The organism is Micromonospora sp. C97 (genome assembly GCF_018070385.1).
GTDB lineage: Bacteria > Actinomycetota > Actinomycetes > Mycobacteriales > Micromonosporaceae > Micromonospora > Micromonospora parva.
The window spans coordinates 67,124-85,883 of sequence record NZ_JAGPXU010000020.1; the positions used below are offsets into that span (position 1 = coordinate 67,124).

An 18,760-nucleotide genomic window follows, 5' to 3' on the forward strand; every position below is an offset into this window, starting at 1 on the left:
GGACCGCAATGACCGCTCCGGCGACCACCGACAGCGAGCACGACGACGACATCCCGGCCACCCCGGACGAGGGTGGCCGGGCCCCGGCGTCGCGCTACGGCGTGCTGGCGCTCGCCGTCATGCTGGTGGTGGGGCTCCTCCTCGGGTACGCGGGCGGTCTGCTCACCCCGCGACTCACCCAACCCGGTGACGCCTCGGTCGAGGCGGGCTTCGCCCGGGACATGACCACCCACCACGCGCAGGCGGTGGAGATGAGCCTGATCGCGTACCGGTCGGCGACCCTCCCCGAGGTGCGGCAGATCGCTGTCGACATCGCCACCGGGCAGCAGGGCGAGATCGGCGCCATGCAGACCTGGCTGCGCGAGTGGGGTCTCAGCCCGACCGGGTCGAAGCCGCCGATGTCGTGGATGTCCGACGGCGCCACCGTCACCGACGGTCTGATGCCCGGCATGGCCACGCCGCAACAGATGACCGCCCTGCGCGAGGCTCAGGGCATCGATGTCGACCGGCAGTTCCTGGCCCTGATGTACGACCACCACCTGGGCGGCATCCACATGATCGACGCGGCGCTCGGCGCTACCGACAACGACGAGGTGCTGCGGGTGGCGAACACCATGAAGGCCACCCAGCAGACCGAACTGAACAACCTCCGGCAACTCCAGGCGCAGGCAGCCAAGGGCTGACCGACCCACGGGCACACACCGGGCCCGCGTCTCCGCCGCACGATGGCGGGACGCGGGCCCGACCCGTACCACCCATACCTGCCCATACTCGGCCCACGCACCCGGCCCATTGCCCGCGCCCAACCCATGCCCAGCCCCGCCCATGATCGACTCGGGTTTCAGGAAACTGGGGTGTCGTCGTGAGCGGGACACCACGACTTCTTGAAACCCGAGTCGATCAAGGCGCACACTCGGTGGCTTGCGCCCCGAAAGATACTCTTTGTCCCTTGTGGGGCTATCGCGAGGCACGGGCGATTACGTTGCTTAGAGAGTTTTCTCCCCACATATCGTGACCAGTTGCGATTCGGGCTCGTTGCCCAAGACGTGGGGGTTGCACTCAGAGACGCACGGCGTTCGGTCACCAGTTGGTGCCGACGCCACACCATCGGTGGTGACGGGGCGGTGGCAGCCGTCCGTCGCGGACAGCGGCAGGGCGAGCCGGGAATGCTCAGCCGCGAACAGGAACTCGAGTTGATCGACACGCTGCGGGGCGTCCACCCCGACGAGTTCGGCCTGGACGAGGAGCTGTGGACGCGGCAGAGCCTCACCACGCTCATCCAGCGGCGCTTCGACCTGCCGTTGGACCCTGGTGCGGTCGGGGCGTACCTGCGGGCCTGGGGGTTGGGTCCGCGCGAGCCGCGCGAGCGCGCCTGCGGGCTCTGCGTCAGCGCGGTCGAGCGGTGGGTCCGCAGTGACTACCCGGCGATCACCCGGGCCGCGCAGGAGCACCTCGCGGAGGTGTACTGGATCGGGCGGGTCCGACTGCGTGGCACCATGCCGGCAGCGGACGTGATCTCCGCGGTCTCGTCCCGTGGCCGGGTGCGCTTCATGATCACCACGCCGACGGTGGACCCGCCGCTTCCCCGCGACTTCGTGCTGCGGCTCAGCGGCGAGGAGCAGCGCACCGTGCACCTGATCGTGGACGGCTCCTGGCCGCGCAACGAGTGGCCACGTCGGCTTCCCCGGCGGATCGTCCTGCACCCGCTGCCCAGTTGCGGGCGGGCGATCGCGGCGGCCTGAGCACCGGGTGAGCCGGTTGCCGACACGATCGGCTCACCCGATACCGATTCGGCGTACGCGGAAGAGGTTTGCTAGTCTTCTCCAGTCGCTGAGCCCCCGTAGCTCAGGGGATAGAGCACCGCCCTCCGGAGGCGGGGGCGCAGGTTCGAATCCTGCCGGGGGCACCAGGAAACAGTTTTACCCGACACTGCCGGGCGCAGGGGCACACAGCCTCCACGCGCCCGGTTTTGCGTTTCCGCTCGCCGAAGCCCGGAACGGGTCGCCTGGGTGGACCTGAGCCCGTGCGTCGGTGCAGCTGCCACGCCTGACCAGGGGAAGCACCGCATCGGCCAGCTCCACGCTTCCGGTTCGCCGCTCCGCCCTCCCGTACCGCTCCGCTTCGAGTGTCACCTCAGCGGTAGCGGCGCGTCCGTCACCTCATCCGTGCCCGGGTACGTCAGGGCTGATCACCGCCAGCTGTGGGGTCGTCGCCGCCGCGACGACACAACGCGCACGGCCGCCGAGCGTCTAGCTCGGACGGGCCGCGTCGGCGTAGCGGCGGGCGAGTCCCCCGAAGGCGGCCTTGAGCTCTGCGGGCCCGATCACCTCGATGTCCGCGTCGAACCTGCCGAGCGCGGCGGCGAGGCCGACCCAGGACCAGGAGCCCTGTACGAGCTTGCAGCGGTCGGGGCCGAGTTCTTCGACAAGCCCGTCGCGGGTGTACGCGGCGACGGCGGCGGCGGGAAGGCCGAGGATGACCTCCCCCACGCAGGGCCACGCCGAGGTGTCGGTGGAACCTCGGAAGCGGCCCGTGACGTACGTGGCCACGTCTCCCCTGGGCAGTCGTCGTGGGGTGAAGCGTGGCCCGGTCGGGGTACGCGGGCTGACCCGGTCACAGCGGAAGGTTCGCCAGTCGTCTCGGTCGAGGTCCCAGGCGACGAGATACCAGCGCCCCTTCCAGGTGACGAGGTGGTGGGGCTCCACGCGGCGGGGCGGCGCGTCGGTGGTGGCGCTCGTCGAGCCGTAGTCGAAGCGCAGAACCTCGTGGGCGTGGACGGCCGCGCCGAGGGCTGTCAGCACGGTGCGGTCGACCGGGGAGTCCGACCCGGTGGCGGGTTGTCCGACGGCGGTGACCTGGAGGGCGTCGATGCGGTGCCGCAGTCGGCTGGGCATGACCTGCCGCATGGTGTTCAGCGCTCGCGTCGCGCCCTCCTGGATGTCCGCGCCGGAGAGGGCTGCCACCTGGAGTGCGACGGCGATCGCGACGGCCTGCTCGTCGTCGAACAGCAGCGGTGGCAGTCGGGCGCCGGCGTCGAGCCGGTACCCGCCGTCCGGCCCCTTGAAGGCTCTGATCGGGTAGCCGAGCTCGCGCAGCCGGTCGACATCGCGTCGCACCGTTCGCGGGCTCACGTCCAGCCTCTCGGCCAGGAGGCCGCCCGGCCAGTCACGTCGGGCCTGGAGGAGCGAGAGCAGCGACAGCAGTCTCGCGGAGGTCGTGGCCATGCATCCGAGTCTGCTCCAGGTAGCGGCCACAACCTGACCGCTACCCCTGCCATCGTCGGCGTCACGCCCGGGCAACAGCCACGGGCGACGTCACACGAGGAGCAGCAATGAGCATCAACACCGTCGCGCACATCAACCTTCGGGGCAACGCGCGGGCCGCCCTCGGTTTCTACCGGTCCGTCTTCGGCGGGGACCTCGCAGCGGTGACCTACGCCGACGCCCACAACGTGCAGAACCCGGACGAGGCCGACCAGATCATGTGGGGTCAGGTCACGTCCGCCGAGGGCTTCCAGATCATGGCGTACGACGTGCCGTCGGCGCGGCCGTGGAGCCAGGGCGAGAGCCCGTTCTTCGTCTCGGTCCGGGGCAGCGACGCCGACGAGATCACCGGCTACTGGAAGAAGCTGAGTGAGGGCTCGACTGTCCTGGTCGACCTCGCACCCGCTGGCTGGGCTCCCCTCTACGGCATGCTCACCGATCCGTTCGGCGTCACCTGGGTGCTCGATGTCGCCGTCGAGTACGACCCCGCCTGACCAGAAGGAGCAGCCCACCGCCGATCGCGAGGGATCGGCGGTGGGCCTCGGTGCCGCTCAGTGTGCCTCGGCCGGCACCAACCTCGGGTGCGCCTCGGGTGTCGTACCCGCGTCCGGGCCGCCGGAGTCCGAGCGGCGCTTGAGCCAGCGGTCGATCACGAGGTTCAGGACCAGCCCGACAGCGCCCCAGATGGCGATGACCAGCAGGTTCTGTCCGACGCCGACACCGTCGAAGTACCGCAGCGAGCGGGCGATGTCGACCGCCGCGGGCAGCGGCAGCACGTCCTGGAGAGGGCGGAACACCTCGGGCACCAGGTACACCGACATGCCACCGCCGGAGGCGGGTACGCCGGCCATCATCAGCACCACCATCATCGGGATGATGCCCGCCAGGCCGACGGTGCGGGTGAGCACTCCGGTGGCCAGGGAGACCGAGAAGATGGTCAGGGCTCCGTAGGCGATCATCTCCAGGGCGTTGCCGGTGATCGCGCCGATGAGGACGTCGAAGAGGAACCACAGCCAGACGGACATGCCGATCGCCCAGCCGCCCAGCAGCGGCAGGAACTGGGGCAGGCGCCGCACGTGCGGGGCACCGCCGCGCAGGACGGCCAGGAACAGGAAGCCGGCCATGATCCAGGACATGCCGACGTACATGCTGTTACTGCCGCCGGTGTCGGTCTCGCTCAGGGGTTGCACGTCGGTCAGCGTGAGCGGGAGGCCCTGGGCTGCGGTGATCGGCTGGAAGATCGCGCGGATCGCGGACTGCTGGCTGGCGTTGGCGGCGGACGCCGAGTACAGCGTCGCGGGAGTGTCCGGTGCCGACGGGAGGACGAAGGCGGCGACCACGTCGCGGGAGCGGATCTGCTCGGTGGCTTCGTCCACGGTGTCGGCGACTGTGACGTCGAGGATGCCGTCAAGCTGTGCGTTAAGACCGGCGGCGGTCTGCTGAGCCTGCCCGGGGGCGGCGGCGACCACGACGACCGGGATGTCGTGCGGTTGCGGTTTGTGCATGGAGAACCCCATGGCGCCCACGACGACCACGAGGATGGCCAGCGGGAAGCCGGCCGCGGCCACGTACCGGAATCGCTTGGAGCGCGCAGGCCCGCCGGCCAGAGCGGGGGCCTTCGAGTCGGGGTCGGTGATCGGGGGGACGCCGGGGATCATGTTGCCGCTCGCGCTGCGCTCCTTGAGCAGGCAGAGCGCGAGGGCGGCCACGATCCACACGGCCAGGACGATCAGGTGGGTGCCCAGGCCGTTGCCGTCGAAGTACAGGACCGAGCGCAGCGCCTCACCGGCCGCCGGGAGCGGCAGCACGCCATGCAGGAACTGGAAGAACCCGGGCATGTTGTGAACGGAGAGGGCCAGGTTCGACGCGGGCATGCCGAACACGACCCAGAGCAGCATGCCGGGCAGCACCGCGAGGGGCCCGATCAGTTTGGAGAGCAGCAGCTGGGCCAGGCCGACGGCTGCGGTGGCGAGCATGCCGACGCCGAGGAAGGTGAGGTAGTGGCCCTCGACGGCACCCACGACCGGCCCGAGGATGAGCCAGATGATCGAGCTGGTGAGCGCGGACCAGCCGGCCAGCACGGGCAGGAACCGTCGCAGCCGCAGCAGGTGGGGGACGCCCATCACCATGATGCTCAGTGGCACGTAACCGGCCAGCATCATGCCCATCGCGGCGAACAGGACCGCGATGCCGGCCGAGTCACCGGAGGGTAGCGGCGCGACGTCCTCGGTGGCGGTCTGCCAGCTGTTCTGGACGGCCACGGGCGCGAGCAACTGCTGGACGGTGGCGTTCTGTGAGGCCCCGGCCGCCGAGGCGGTGAGGATGGTCGCGCTGGCACCGCCGTCGGTGGGCAGGACGAGCGCTCCGGCGGCGTCCTGGTCGTGCAGCAGGGCGACGGCGTCGTCGCGGGTGGCCACCAGGGTGGCTTCGGTGCTGTCACCGGCGTTGAGCCCGTCGACGACCGCCTGCGCCGTGGCGCCGCTGCCGACGACCGCGACCGGCATGTCCCGGGGGTGCGGTGAGTGCATTGTCGACATGTAGGTCGCGAACATCATCGTGACCATGAGGAACGGCATCACGAACAGGGCGACCATACGGATGATCTGTTCCTTGCGGTCCGCGCCGGGCGGGCGGCCGTCCACCACGTCGGCAGCCTCGATCACGGCTTCGGTATCCATGCACGCTCCAGATCAGTTTGTACGCCAGTTGACTTACAAACTGTAGGCGGCGGATGTCGGGACCGGGAATCCGGCTAGGTTGACCTGAGTCACATCCGGGCGAGGACACGAGGGGGCCGGTCATGAGGCGGTCCGACGCGGCACGCACCGCGCTGCTGGACGCCGCGGAGCGGCTGTTCGCCGAGTCGGGTGTCGCCGAGGTCTCCGACCGCAGGGTGGCCGAGGCGGCTGGCAACACCAATCACTCGGCGGTGCGCTACTACTTCGGCGGGCGCGAGGGCCTGTTGAAGGCGCTCATGGCCCGCCACGTGCACGACGTGGCGGAACAACGCGAGGGGATGCCCCCACCCGAGGACTCCGTCCTCGGCGACATCCGCGGCCTCGTGGAGCCGAGCATGCGGGTTCTCGACCGGCTGCCGCGCCCGAGCTGGCGGGCCCGGTTCCTGGAACACATGCTGCACAACCCCACCACTTTGCCGATCATGCAGGAAGTCCAGGACACCACGCCACAGGCACTGGAGCTGCGCGAGTCACTGGCCGCGCGGCTACGGCACCTCGACCCGGAGGTGGTCGCCGGCCGGGCGCTCCTGATCACCCGCATCGTCAGCACCACGACGGCCGAGGTCGAGGCACGCGCCGAACGCAACGGCGAAGACCCGCGATGGCCCGAGGTCGGCGACTTCCTCGTCGACGCCATCACCGGAATGCTCAGCGCCCCGATCAGCCGGCCACGCCGAGCGGAGCGCTGATCACCGGTCCCGGTCGCCGGTAGCCCGGAGAGGCCGACCGTTGCCGCGTCGCCCCCCGCGGGCTCACCTGCCGACGTACGCCGCCAGGTGCTCGCCGGTGAGGGTGGAGCGGGCGGCGACCAGGTCGGCCGGTGTGCCCTCGAAGACGACCCGGCCGCCGTCGTGGCCGGCGCCGGGGCCGAGATCGATGATCCAGTCGGCGTGCGCCATGACCGCCTGGTGATGCTCGATGACGATCACCGACTTGCCGGCGTCGACGAGGCGGTCGAGCAGGCCGAGCAGGTGCTCGACGTCGGCCAGGTGCAGGCCGGTGGTCGGTTCGTCGAGGACGTAGACGCCGCCCTTCTCGGCCATGTGGGTGGCCAGCTTGAGCCGTTGCCGCTCGCCGCCGGAGAGGGTGGTGAGCGGCTGGCCCAGGCTCAGGTAGCCGAGCCCGACGTCGGCGAGCCGGTCGAGGATGGCGTGCGCGGCCGGCGTACGGGCGTCGCCGGCGCCGAAGAACTTCTCGGCTTCCGTCACCGACATCGCGAGCACCTCGCTGATGTCGCGCCCGCCGAGCCGGTATTCCAGCACCGACGCCTGGAACCGCTTGCCCTCGCAGTCCTCGCAGGGCGCGGCGACGCCGGCCATCATCCCCAGGTCGGTGTAGATGACGCCGGCGCCGTTGCAGCTCGGGCAGGCGCCCTCGGAGTTGGCGCTGAACAGCGCCGGCTTCACCCCGTTGGCCTTCGCGAACGCCTTGCGGATCGGGTCGAGCAACCCGGTGTAGGTGGCCGGGTTGCTGCGCCGTGAGCCGCGGATGGCCCCCTGGTCGATCGACACCACGCCGGCGCCGGCCGGGACCGACCCGTGCACGAGCGAACTCTTGCCGGAGCCGGCGACGCCGGTCACGACGACGAGCACCCCGAGGGGCACGTCGACGCTGACGTCCTGGAGGTTGTTGGCGGTGGCGCCCCGGAGCTCCAGCTTGCCGGTGGGCGTGCGCACCGTCTCCTTGAGCGTCGCCCGGTCGTCGAAGTGGCGGCCGGTGATGGTGCCACTGGCCCGCAGGCCCGCCACGGTGCCCTCGTAGCAGACCGTGCCGCCGTCGGTGCCGGCTCCGGGCCCGAGATCGACGACGTGGTCGGCGATGGCGATGGCCTCCGGCTTGTGCTCCACGACCAGCACGGTGTTGCCCTTGTCGCGCAGTTGGAGCAGCAGCTCGTTCATCCGTTGGATGTCGTGCGGGTGCAGCCCGATGGTCGGCTCGTCGAAGACGTAGGTGACGTCGGTGAGGGAGGAGCCGAGGTGGCGGATCATCTTGGTGCGTTGCGCCTCGCCGCCGGAGAGGGTGCCCGACGGCCGGTCGAGCGACAGGTAGCCCAGCCCGATCTCCTCGAACGAGTCGAGGAGGTGTTGCAGGCCCGCCAGCAGCGGGGCCACCGACGGTTCCTCGATCTCGCGTACCCAGGCGGCCAGGTCGCTGATCTGCATGGCGCACGCGTCGGCGATGTTCTTTCCGTTGATCTTCGACGACCGGGCCTCCGCGCTGAGCCGGGTGCCGGCGCACTCGGGACAGGTCGTGAAGGTCACCGCGCGTTCCACGAAGGCGCGGATGTGCGGCTGCAACGCGTCGATGTCCTTGGCGAGGAAGGACTTCTGGATCGACGGGATCAGGCCCGCGTACGTCAGGTTGATCCCGTCGATTTTGATCTTGGTTGGCTCCCGGTGGAGCAGGTCGTGCAGCTCCCGCTTGCTGAACTTGGCGATCGGCTTGTCCGGGTCGAAGTAGCCGCAGCCCCGGAAGATCCGGCCGTACCAGCCCTCCATGCTGTAGCCCGGGATGGTGATCGCGCCCTCGTTGAGCGAGAGGTTGTCGTCGTAGAGCGCCGACAGGTCGATGTCGGTCACCGCGCCCATGCCCTCGCACCGCGGGCACATGCCGCCGAGACGGTTGAAGGTCGCCTTCTCGGTCTTCGTCTTGCCGGCACCGCGTTCGACGGTGATCGCACCGGTCGCCTTCACCGACGGGACGTTGAAGGAGTACGCGTTGGGCGGGCCGATGTGCGGCTGCCCGAGCCGGCTGAACAGGATGCGCAGCATCGCGTTGGCATCGGTGGCCGTGCCGACGGTGGAGCGGGAGTTGGCGCCCATCCGCTCCTGGTCCACGATGATCGCGGTGGTCAGGCCGTCCAGCAGGTCGACCTCGGGCCGGGCCAGCGTCGGCATGAAGCCCTGCACGAAGGCGCTGTAGGTCTCGTTGATCATCCGCTGCGACTCGGCCGCGATGGTGCCGAACACCAGCGAGCTCTTGCCGGAGCCGGAGACCCCGGTGAACACGGTCAGCCGGCGCTTCGGGATCTCGACGCTGACGTCCTTGAGGTTGTTCACCCGCGCGCCCTGCACGCGAATCAGGTCGTGACTGTCGGCGACGTGCGGCGCGGACGGCTGGCTGGCCGTGCTCATCGTGTCTCCATCTGTCGAGGGCGCGGGACTCAGCGCGCTTCCTGGATGCGGATCATATTGCCCGCCGGGTCGCGGAAGGCACAGTCGCGCACGCCGTACGGCTGCTCGGTCGGCTCCTGGACCACTTCGGCGTCGCTGGCCTCCAGCTTGGCGAAGGTGGCGTCGAGGTCGGTGGTGGCCAGGTTGACGCCGAAGTAGCTGCCCTTGGCCATCAGTTCGAGGATGGTCTGCCGCTCGTCGTCGGTGATGCCCGGGTTGGCGGTGGGCGGGTGCAGGACGATGGCGGTGCTGGGCTGACCGACCGGCCCGACCGTGATCCACCGCATCCCCTCGTACCCGACGTCGAGGCGGACCTCGAAGCCGAGGACGTCGCGGTAGAAGGCCAGGGAGGCCTCCGGGTCGGTGTGCGGAAGGAAGCTGGAGTGAATGGTGATGTCCATGCTGGTCACGCTAGTTGCGGCTCGGTGGCGCGCGCTTCTCGATTCCTGACCGGTCGGGTCACCTGCTTGGCCACGCACGACGGCATCCCGGCCGTCGCCTGTGCCGCCCGCCGCCGGTAGACGCTCGGCGGCACGCCGACCAGCTCGGTGAAACGGGTGCTGAAGGTGCCCAGCGAGGAGCAACCGACAGCGAAACAGACGTCGGTGACGCTCAGGTCGCCACGGCGCAACAGGGCCATCGCCCGCTCGATGCGTCGGGTCATGAGGTAGCTGTACGGGGATTCGCCATAGGCGAGGCGGAACTCGCGGCTCAGGTGGCCGGCCGACATGTGCGCGCCACGAGCGAGCGCCTCCACGTTCAGCGGCTGCGCGTACTCCCGGTCGATCCGGTCGCGGACCTTGCGCAGCCGCGCGAGGTCGTCGAGTCGCTGCGTCGCGTCGGATTTGCTGCTCACCAGGAAAATCGTGCCACAGCCCACCGACAAGCGGCCGCCGCCGCCACGCGGGCGAGCCGGTCAGCCGGCCTCGCGGCGGGCGCGCGCCCGGCGCTTCCCCTCGTGCATGGCCTGCACCCGGGCCACCGGGATGGTCCGACCCTCGGTGACCAGGTCGGCGGGGAGCGCTTGCGGGGCGGGCATCAGCGCGGCCCACGGGTCGCCGTCGGCGAGCAGTGCGGGCGCGCTGCGGATGGTGAAGTCGGCGGGCCTCACGTCGGGCAGGTCGGCCCAGTCGACCGGAAACGAGACCGGCATCCCGGGGCGCAGCCGGGGGCTGTACGCGGCGGCCACTGTCGCCCCGCCCGCCCGGGTGGCGTCCACGAAGACCCGGCCACCCCGGTCCTCCCTGATGTACGCCGTGGTGGCCAGCGCCGGATCGAGCCGCTCGGCGCGGACGGCGAGCGCCCTGGTGGCGGCCGCCAACTCCTCGGCCGTTGGCTCGTCGGTCACCGGCACGAAGACGTGCACCCCCTTGGCGCCGCTGGTCTTGACGGCACCGGCCAGGCCGGCGTCGGCGAGCGCCTGGCGCACCAGCAGGGCCGCGTCGACAGCCGCGCGGAACCCGTCGCCGTCCGGCGGGTCGAGGTCGAGGACCAGGTGGGTCGGGCGGTGCAGATCCGCCGTGGTGGCCAGCGTCGGGTGGAACTCCACCGCCCGCTGGTTGGCGAACCAGAGCAGGGTGCGGCGGTCGTCGCAGAGGGCGTACGAGATCTCCCGGTGCGACGCCTCCGCCCAGACCGCTGCCCGGCGGACCCAGTCCGGGGTGTACCGGGGCAGGTTCTTCTGCATGAACGGCGGCTGGCCGGGGCGGACCCTGATCACCGACAGCGGCCGGCCCCGCAGGTGCGGGAGGATCCGGTCCGCGACCGCGTCGAGGTAGTCGACAAGGTCACGCTTTGTCGCGTCGTCGCGGTCGGACAGCGGCTGGTCCAGGTTGGTCAGGGCCACCCCGTCCCGGGTCTCGTCAGCCTCGCTCACCCGACCACCCTCCCGGCCGGACCGCCGCCGGTCAACCGGACGCGGCGCTTCGGTACGGATCGGTTCCGGTACCCGCCGCGGCGCGGTCGGACGGATCGGCGGCCGACGACGGCCCGGCCGACGGTCGGGGCACCGCGGTCAGCGCCACCAGCCACGCGGCGAGAACGAGACCGGCGGCCACGGTGAACGCGGTCCGGTAGCCGCCGGCGAGCGCGGCGGCCTCGGCCCAGCCGGCCGCCCGCAGCCCGTCGCTGCGGGCGGCGGCCAGTGTGGCCAGCGCGGCCAGACCGACCGCGCCGCCGACCTGTTGGGTGGTGTTGGCCAGGCCGGAGGCGAGCCCGGCGTCCGTGTCGGTGGCGCCGGCCATGGCCAGTGTGGTGACCGCCGGCAGGGTCAGGCCGCCGGCCACGCCGAAGAACAGCATCGCGGGGAGTACGTCGGCGACGTAGCCGCCGTCGACGGGCAGCCGGGCGAGCAGGAGGAAGCCGACGGTCGCCAGGACGAGCCCGACCAGCAGGACCCTGCGGGCACCCCAGTGCGCGATCAGCCGACCGGCCAGACCGAGCGAGACCACGGCGATCACGACCGGGGTGGGCAGGAAGGCCCAGCCGGTCGCGGCGGCGTCCAGCCCCAGCACCAGTTGCAGCTCCACGGCGAGCAGGAACTGGAATCCGAAGTACGCGCAGACCATCAGGAACTGCACCGCGTTCGCCGCCACCAGACCCCTGACCCGCAGCACCCGGGGCGGCACCAGCGGGGTCGGCGCCACCCGTTGCCGCAGCGCGAACCCGCCGAGCAGCAGCGCCGCGAGGGCCACCGCGCCGAGCGTCCGAGGGCTGGTCCAGCCGTGCTCGCCCGTCCCCACGATGCCCAGCACGGCGGCCATCAGACCGGCGGTGGCGAGCAGCGCGCCGGGCACGTCCAGGCCGGCCCGCAGGCCGATCCCCCGCTCGGCCGGGAGCCGGCGGAGGGCAGCGATGAGGATGACCGCCCCGATCGGCACGTTGACCAGGAAGATCGTCCGCCACCCGGCGGCCTGGGTGAGCACCCCTCCGGCGACGGTGCCGACCGACGCGCCGGCCGCGCCGGTGAAGCTGAAGATGGCGATGGCCCGGGCCCGTTCGGCCGGTTCGGGGTAGAGCCGGACGATCATGCCGAGGCTGACCGCCATGGCCAGGGCGCCGCCGACGCCCTGCCCGAACCGCGCGCCGACCAGCAGGGTCGGCCCGGTGGCGACGGCGCAGGCCAGCGAGGCCGCTGTGAACAGCGCGACGCCGGCCAGGAAGACCCGCCGTCGGCCCAGCAGGTCGCCGAGCCGGCCGGCGAGCAGCAGCAGTCCGCCGAACGCGACCAGGTAGGCGTTGACCACCCAGGCCAGGCCGGCGGCGGTGAAGCCCAGGTCGCGTTGCACGGCGGGCAGCGCCACCGCGACGACTGTGCCATCCAGAATGATCATCAGGCTGCCGGCGCAGAGCACCAGCAGCGCCGGCCAACGGGCTGGGACGACACGTTCCACGAGAACCTCCTTGGTGCACGGTTTGTTACCGAGGTCATCGTCTGTGACCATGAACCGGAGCGGAAGGAGGCACTGTTGTGTCCCAGAGGAACAGCGATGTGTCCGCGCAGGTCGAGGCCGAGTTGACCTGCGCACCCCAGAACGTGCCGTTCACCGAGGGGCAGGCCCGCGCCTGCACCGTCCGCGAGGTGCTCGACCGGGTCGGCGGCAAATGGAGCATCAGCATCCTGGTGTCCGCCTCGCACGGCCCGGTGCGTTTCACCGAACTGGAGCGGCACATCGAGGGCATCAGCCGCCGGATGCTCACGCTCACACTGCGTAACCTCGAACGGGACGGCCTGCTGCACCGCACCGTCCACCCGACCGTCCCGCCCAAGGTCGAATACGTCGCCACCCCGATGGCGCTGGAGCTCTACGAGTCACTGGTCGCGCTGACCAACTGGGCCGAGCGGCACCGCCGGGCCATCGCCGAGGCGCGGACCAGGTACGACGCCCAGCACACCGGATAAACCCGCAGGGGGTGTGGTGAACGCCACCGCCTCAGTCTGACCGATCGGTCAGGGGCTGACCGATCGGTCAGGCATGCTGGGTTGCGGGAGGTGGACCGGGCATGGCCAGAGCGGTACCCGACACGCACGGTGAGATTCTCGCCGCGGCGGCGCGGCAGTTCACGGTGACCGGCTACCGGGGCACCTCCCTGCAGGACATCGCCCGTGAGGTCGGCTGCTCCAAGGCCACCGTGCTCTACCACTTCGCCAACAAGGAAGCCCTTCTCGCCGAGCTGATGGCTCCGGCGATCGGCGTGCTGCGGGACCTCGACGACCGGCTCACCGGCCTGACCGGAACGGCCGCCCAGGAGGTCGCCGCAGAGGGCTTCGTCGACCTCGCGGTCCGGTTCCGGCGGGAGATCGCCGTGCTCCGCGGCGAGTTCCCGGAGTTGCTGTGCCAGCCGGCCTTCGCGCACATCCAGCAGATCTCCGACCGGCTGCGCGACGCGTTGGCCGGTCACTCCGACCGGCCGGGCGCGCGGATCGCCGCGCTGGTGCTGCTAGCCGGGATCTCCGAGGCGTGCGGCGAGTTCGCCGACATCACCGACGACGACCTGCGCTCCGCCCTGCTCACCCTCGTCCGACGGGCCGTCGAACCCGTCGACGCGGCCCTGCCCCAACAACCCACGACCGAGGACAAGGACTCCTGATGGCCACCCTGCTCTACCGGCTCGGCCGGGGCGCGTTGCGCCGGCGACGGCTCGTCGTCGCGCTCTGGCTCGTCGTACTCGTCGTCGCCGGCCTGGCCGCGGCGACCCTGCGCGGCCCGACGGCGAGCAACTTCACCATGCCCGGCACCGAGAGCCAGCGCGCGCTCGACCTGCTCAGCGAGCAGTTCCCCGCGGCCAGCGGCGCCACCGGCACCATCGCGGTCAAGGCCCCGGCCGACGGTCAACTGGGCACCCCCGAGGGCCAGGCCGTGGTGCAGGAACTGGTCCAGGAGGCCTCGGCGCTGCCCGGCGTGGTCGGCGCGGTCAACCCGCTCCAGGTCGGCGCGGTCTCACCCAACGGCCGGTACGCGCTGGTCCAGGTCCAGTTCGCCACCGGCGGCGACGAGGTGACCGACGAGCAGCGCACCGCGTACGAGGAGGTCGGTGCCGCCGTCGAGGCCAAGGGTTGGCAGGTCGCCCCGGGTGGCGAGGTGCTCGGCGGCGAGCCGGAGATCGGCTCCACCGAGGCGATCGGCGTACTGGTCGCCGCGATCGTCCTGATCATCACGTTCGGCTCCCTGGTGGCCGCCGGGATGACCATGCTCAACGCGCTGATCGGCGTGGGCGTCGGCATGGCCGGGCTGTTCGCGCTGAGCGGTGTCATCGAGTTGACCAGCACCGCGCCGATCCTGGCGCTGATGCTCGGCCTCGCCGTCGGCATCGACTACTCGTTGTTCATCACCTCCCGGCACCGACAGAACCTGCTCGAAGGGATGTCCCCCGAGGAGGCGGTCGGCCGGGCCGTGGGCACCGCCGGCTCCGCGGTGGTCTTCGCCGGCGCCACTGTTGTCATCGCCCTCGCCGGCCTGGCCGTGGTGAACATTCCGTTCCTGACCGTGATGGGTCTCGCCGCCGCCGCGACGGTCACCATCGCCGTGCTCGTGGCGATCACCCTCCAGCCCGCGCTGCTCGGCTTCGCCGGCCACCGGGTGCTCCCGCGCCGGCTGCGTGCCGTGCCCACCGCGACCGTGGCCGACGGCGTCGGCACCGACGAGGACGACACGGACGTCACCGACCGGCCGGCCGCGACCACGACCCCGATCGAGGACCGCACCGGGTTCGGCTTCCGCTGGGCGCGACTGGTCACCCGGTTCCGGGTGCCGGTCATCCTGGTCTCGCTGCTCGGCCTGGGCCTGCTCGCACTGCCCACGCCGGACATGCGGCTGGCCCTGCCCGACGCCAGTACGGCGACGGAGGGCTCACCGGCCCGGGTGGCGAGTGACCTGACCACCGAGGGCTTCGGTCCGGGCTTCACCGGCCGGCTCGCGGTGGTCGTGGCGGGCGACGACGCGCAGGCGACCGCCGCCGCCGTGCCGCAGGTGACCGCGATGATCCAGCGCACCGAGAACGTCCTCGCGGTGGCGCCGCCGCAGCTGAGCCCGGACGGTCGGACCGCCCTGCTCGGCGTGGTACCGAAGACCGGCCCGACCGACGAGGCCACCGAGACCCTGGTGCACGACGTCCGCGACGCGGTCGGCGGGGTGCAGGGCGCCGACGTGCTGCTCACCGGCGCGACCGCCATCGGTATCGACGTCTCGGAGAAGCTCTCCGACGCGCTGCCGATCTACCTGCTGCTGGTCGTCGGGCTCTCGGTGCTGCTGCTGATGCTGGTGTTCCGCTCGCTGCTGGTGCCAATGAAGGCGGCGCTGGGCTTCCTGCTCACCGTGGCCGCCACGTTCGGCATCACGGTGGCGATCTTCCAGCAGGGTCACCTAGCGAGCCTGGTTGGCCTGGACACCCCGGCCCCGCTGGTCAGCTTCCTGCCCATCCTGCTGATCGGCATCCTGTTCGGGCTGGCGATGGACTACGAAGTGTTCCTGGTCTCCCGGATGCGGGAGGACTTCGTCCACGGCGACACCGCGCGTGAGGCCACGATCAGCGGCATGGGCCACGGCGCCCGGGTGGTCACCGCCGCCGCGCTGATCATGATCTCCGTCTTCGGCGGTTTCGTGTTCCTCGACGACCCGATCATCAAGTCGATGGGCTTCGCGCTCGCCATCGGTGTCGCCATCGACGCGTTCGTGGTCCGGATGACCATCGTCCCGGCGGTGATGTCGCTCCTCGGCGACCGCGCCTGGTGGCTGCCCCGCTGGCTCAACCGCGCCCTGCCGAACGTGGACATCGAGGGCGAAGGCCTGCGCACCCACCTCGGGGATCGCACGCCGACGCACGTCTGACCCACCGATGGTGGAGGTGTGGTGCCCGCCGGGCACCACACCTCCACTGCGTTGACCGCCTGCTCACACGCCCGCCGGATAGGTCTCCATCTCACCGGGGACCGCCGGCACCGGTAGCGGGTGCAGGGCGCTGGTGTCGTCGCACCAGATGAACGCGTCGTAGCGTTCACCGATCCGGGTCGGCACGTAGTTGCCCCAGGACTCGAACGACGGGTCGTAGACGACACCGATCGCCCGGTGGTCCACGGTGTCGGTGACCCAGCCCGGCTGGTCGTCGCCGCCGAAGATCAACACGGCCCGCTCCGGCATCAACTCGTGCAGCCGCCGCTCGATCGACCCCTCCCGGGCCGGCGGCACCACCATCGCCTCGGCCGGCGAACCCCAGCGGGGTGCGGCGATCGCCGTGCCCCGGTACGTGCCGAAGCCGATCAGGACGACCTCGTCCTCGCCGTGCCGCTCCCGAGCCAACTGACCGATGTTGACCATCCCGTCGGCGGTCATGTCGGTGGCCCGCGCGTCCCCGACGTGCGTGTTGTGCGCCCAGACGATGCCCCGGGAGTCCGGACCGTACCGGTCCAGCAGCCGGTCCAGGGTGTCCTGCATGTGGGTGTCGCGGATGTTCCACGAGTCCGGCCCGCCGGCCACCATTGCCCGGTAGTAGCGCTCCGCGCCGGCCACCACCTCCGCGTTCTGCCAGGCCGAGAAGCGGTCCGGGCCGTCGGAGAGGGCGTGTTCGCGGGTCCGGGCGAGCAACCGGACGACCTCCTCCTCGCAGCGGGCCGAGACGAACCGGCTGGCCGCGCCGTACTCCTCGACCCTCTTGCCGTACGGCTCGAAGCACCGGTACGCGTCCTGCGCCGCCTCCAGCGACTTCGGGTCCTCCTCCCCCAGGTAGTCGAAGATCGCCTGCATCGACTCCCAGAGGCTGTACACGTCGAGCCCGTGGAACCCGGCCCGTTGCTCCTCCGGCCGCTCCACGTTCCAGGCCCGCAGCCAGCTGGCGAACCGGGCCACCTCGGCATTGGCCCACATCCAGGTCGGCCATCGCTCGAACTCGGCGAGCGCGAGCTGCGGTTCGAGCGCGCCGCCCGGCGCGGCAGTCACCGACCGGTGCACCCGATCACAGTCGGGCCAGTCACCCTCCACGGCGACGAAGGAGAACCCGCACTCCGCGATCAGCCGGCGGGTGAGCTGCTCACGCAACCGGTAGTAGTCGTAACTGCCGTGGGTGGACTCACCGATCATCACCACCCGGGCGTTGCGAACGCGCTCCAGCAACGGGTCGAAATCGCTCGGCGCGCCGAGCCGCTGAACCAGCATGCCAGCGGCTACCCGGCCGCCGCTGCGGCAAACCGTGGGCGCGTCGCGGGCCGACACGCCGGCCGCCGGGCCGTGGTGGGTGCCAACCACACCGGTGTACGACCATCGCGATCGGGTAGCCGGCCGACATGACCGTCACCGGCGTGCAGTTGCAGGAGTACCTGGCCGGGCTCGACTACCCGGTCTCGCGGGAGGACCTGATCCGCTGGGGTCAGGAGAACGGCGCCAGCACGGCCCTGCTGCAGATGCTGCAGGCGCTGCCCCCAGAGCAGTTCAACTCCCCCGACGAACTGAACGCCGCCCTACCCACCCCCACCTAACCCCCCATCCACCCACCGACCTCCCACCCCACCGACCTCGGTGATCAAGAGGTTTGCGTCATGCCGTACCGCGTGTCGTGACGCAAACCTCTTGATCAACAGGGGTGGGGCAAGGGCAGGGCAAGGGCGGGGTTCGGGTTCGGGTTCGGTTAGGGGATCTGGATGGTGCGGGATTCGGTGCGGGCGGTTTCGGCGGCGGCGAGGATGGTCACGACCTCGCGGCCGAAGCGGACGTCGCAGCGGTGGTCCCGGGTGCCGGCGCGCACCTGTTCAATCAGTTGGTCGATGGCGACGCCGAACGCGGTGGCGGGGTCGTTCTCCCCGGACGGGACGTTCTCGATGCCGTTCTCGCCGTAGAACACGAACTCCCGGGCCATCGACTCGGTCGGGGCATCCAGCGAGAGCGAGGCGCTGCTGGTGGCACCGCCCTCGTGGGTGAGCAGCAGGTGCACCATCCCGCTCGGTCCGTTCATCGCCGCCACCTGCGTCACCCGACCCAGCACCGGCAGGAGGATCGACAGGGCGTGCGGGGCGATGTCCCAGAGCGCTCCGTGCTCCCGACGCCACAACGAGCCGCCGTACGGGCTGCCGTCCTGGAAGATCGAGGCGAATGCGGTGGTCCGACCGTGCTGCCAGCCCCCGGCGGCGGCGGTGGCGGCGAGGAACGCTGTCACGTTCGGCTGGAACCGCTGGGTGAAGAAGACGACCGAGGCGACCCCGGACTCCTCGGCGGCGGCCACGACACGGTCGGCGTCGGCCACGCTGAGCGCCAGCGGCTTGTCCAGCAGCAGGTGCCGGCCGGCGCGGGCCGCCCGGACCGCGATGTCGGCCTGGATGTCGGGCGGCAGGGCGACGGCGATCGCCTCGCACTGCTCGATCAGCGCGTCGACGTCGGCGTAGGCGGGCACCCCGTACCGTTCGGCCAGCGCGGAGGCCCGCTCCGGGTTGCGACCCCACACCCCGACCAACTCCGCGTCGGGATGGGCGTGCAGTGCCTTCCCGTGCGTCTCGATCGCCCAGTGACCGGTGCCGAACAAACCGAACCGCACGTGTACCTCCGCTGTTTCCCCGCACCGCGGCAACGCCACGGACGTGATCCACGCTAGTCGCCCCGGCGGC

General features: G+C 71.2%; 17 protein-coding genes and 1 tRNA gene. 9 read left to right on the forward strand and 9 right to left on the reverse strand.

Features of this window, described 5'->3' with window-relative positions:
* Positions 1 to 8 precede the first annotated feature (8 nt).
* From KBX26_RS23090 to KBX26_RS23100, 3 genes are all read left to right on the forward strand, one after another.
* The gene (locus tag KBX26_RS23090) at positions 9 to 683 is read left to right on the forward strand and encodes a DUF305 domain-containing protein (protein ID WP_210866402.1); all 675 of its coding nucleotides are present in this window, start codon (positions 9 to 11) and stop codon (positions 681 to 683) included.
* Between the two features lie 363 nt (positions 684 to 1,046).
* Complete coding sequence (locus KBX26_RS23095; RefSeq protein WP_030333124.1) at positions 1,047 to 1,742, forward strand: winged helix-turn-helix domain-containing protein; 696 nt, start codon at positions 1,047 to 1,049, stop codon at positions 1,740 to 1,742.
* Between the two features lie 92 nt (positions 1,743 to 1,834).
* Positions 1,835 to 1,909, forward strand: a tRNA-Arg gene (locus tag KBX26_RS23100).
* 340 nt (positions 1,910 to 2,249) lie between these two features.
* Here KBX26_RS23100 and KBX26_RS23105 read toward each other — a convergent pair.
* A complete protein-coding gene (locus tag KBX26_RS23105) occupies positions 2,250 to 3,224 on the reverse strand; it encodes a YafY family protein (RefSeq protein WP_210866403.1) in 975 nt (324 codons plus the stop codon).
* A gap of 107 nt (positions 3,225 to 3,331) precedes the next feature.
* Between KBX26_RS23105 and KBX26_RS23110 the strand changes: the two genes are divergently transcribed.
* Positions 3,332 to 3,757, forward strand: coding sequence for a VOC family protein (locus KBX26_RS23110; RefSeq protein ID WP_210866404.1), 426 nt, complete (start codon positions 3,332 to 3,334; stop codon positions 3,755 to 3,757).
* Between the two features lie 57 nt (positions 3,758 to 3,814).
* Here KBX26_RS23110 and KBX26_RS23115 read toward each other — a convergent pair whose 3' ends face one another.
* Positions 3,815 to 5,941 (reverse strand): ABC transporter permease, encoded by a 2,127-nt coding sequence (locus tag KBX26_RS23115; protein WP_210866405.1) that lies wholly within the window; start codon positions 5,939 to 5,941, stop codon positions 3,815 to 3,817.
* A gap of 122 nt (positions 5,942 to 6,063) precedes the next feature.
* On the opposite strand from KBX26_RS23115, the gene KBX26_RS23120 reads away from it, so the two are divergent.
* Positions 6,064 to 6,690, forward strand: coding sequence for a TetR/AcrR family transcriptional regulator (locus KBX26_RS23120; protein WP_030333116.1), 627 nt, complete (start codon positions 6,064 to 6,066; stop codon positions 6,688 to 6,690).
* Between the two features lie 63 nt (positions 6,691 to 6,753).
* On the opposite strand, the gene KBX26_RS23125 is transcribed toward KBX26_RS23120, so the two are convergent.
* The 5 genes from KBX26_RS23125 to KBX26_RS23145 are packed head-to-tail and all read right to left on the reverse strand — an operon-like array spanning position 6,754 to position 12,566.
* A complete protein-coding gene (locus tag KBX26_RS23125; RefSeq protein ID WP_210866406.1) occupies positions 6,754 to 9,135 on the reverse strand; it encodes an excinuclease ABC subunit UvrA in 2,382 nt (793 codons plus the stop codon).
* A gap of 29 nt (positions 9,136 to 9,164) precedes the next feature.
* A complete protein-coding gene (locus tag KBX26_RS23130) occupies positions 9,165 to 9,575 on the reverse strand; it encodes a VOC family protein (protein WP_030333113.1) in 411 nt (136 codons plus the stop codon).
* Between the two features lie 5 nt (positions 9,576 to 9,580).
* Positions 9,581 to 10,030 carry a helix-turn-helix transcriptional regulator gene (locus KBX26_RS23135; protein ID WP_030333111.1) on the reverse strand — a complete coding sequence of 150 codons (450 nt, stop codon included), beginning with the start codon at positions 10,028 to 10,030 and terminating at the stop codon, positions 9,581 to 9,583.
* A 60-nt stretch (positions 10,031 to 10,090) separates the two neighbouring features.
* Positions 10,091 to 11,050: a non-homologous end-joining DNA ligase gene (gene ligD / locus KBX26_RS23140; RefSeq protein ID WP_210866407.1), complete on the reverse strand. Its 960-nt coding sequence runs from the start codon at positions 11,048 to 11,050 to the stop codon at positions 10,091 to 10,093.
* Positions 11,051 to 11,081: 31 nt separating this feature from the next.
* Positions 11,082 to 12,566, reverse strand: a complete 1,485-nt coding sequence (locus KBX26_RS23145) for an MFS transporter (RefSeq protein ID WP_307857886.1) — start codon at positions 12,564 to 12,566, stop codon at positions 11,082 to 11,084.
* A gap of 122 nt (positions 12,567 to 12,688) precedes the next feature.
* Here KBX26_RS23145 and KBX26_RS23150 point away from each other — a divergent pair, with 122 nt between their 5' ends.
* The 3 genes from KBX26_RS23150 to KBX26_RS23160 all read left to right on the forward strand — a co-directional run bounded on the left by KBX26_RS23150 (position 12,689) and on the right by KBX26_RS23160 (position 16,001).
* A complete protein-coding gene (locus tag KBX26_RS23150; RefSeq protein WP_051708596.1) occupies positions 12,689 to 13,075 on the forward strand; it encodes a helix-turn-helix domain-containing protein in 387 nt (128 codons plus the stop codon).
* Between the two features lie 101 nt (positions 13,076 to 13,176).
* On the forward strand, positions 13,177 to 13,764 hold the full coding sequence (locus KBX26_RS23155; protein WP_051708568.1) for a TetR/AcrR family transcriptional regulator: 588 nt from the start codon (positions 13,177 to 13,179) through the stop codon (positions 13,762 to 13,764).
* Positions 13,764 to 16,001, forward strand: coding sequence for an MMPL family transporter (locus KBX26_RS23160; RefSeq protein ID WP_210866409.1), 2,238 nt, complete (start codon positions 13,764 to 13,766; stop codon positions 15,999 to 16,001). The genes KBX26_RS23155 and KBX26_RS23160 overlap by 1 nt, the downstream gene beginning before the upstream one ends.
* Before the next feature lie 63 nt (positions 16,002 to 16,064).
* Here the strand turns inward: KBX26_RS23160 and KBX26_RS23165 are convergent, their stop codons facing one another.
* On the reverse strand, positions 16,065 to 17,321 hold the full coding sequence (locus tag KBX26_RS23165; RefSeq protein WP_210866410.1) for an erythromycin esterase family protein: 1,257 nt from the start codon (positions 17,319 to 17,321) through the stop codon (positions 16,065 to 16,067).
* A 128-nt stretch (positions 17,322 to 17,449) separates the two neighbouring features.
* Here KBX26_RS23165 and KBX26_RS23170 point away from each other — a divergent pair, with 128 nt between their 5' ends.
* The gene (locus tag KBX26_RS23170) at positions 17,450 to 17,641 is read left to right on the forward strand and encodes a DUF2795 domain-containing protein (RefSeq protein ID WP_030333097.1); all 192 of its coding nucleotides are present in this window, start codon (positions 17,450 to 17,452) and stop codon (positions 17,639 to 17,641) included.
* Between the two features lie 149 nt (positions 17,642 to 17,790).
* Here the strand turns inward: KBX26_RS23170 and KBX26_RS23175 are convergent, their stop codons facing one another.
* A complete protein-coding gene (locus KBX26_RS23175; protein ID WP_210866411.1) occupies positions 17,791 to 18,690 on the reverse strand; it encodes a Gfo/Idh/MocA family protein in 900 nt (299 codons plus the stop codon).
* Between the last annotated feature and the right edge of the window lie 70 nt (positions 18,691 to 18,760).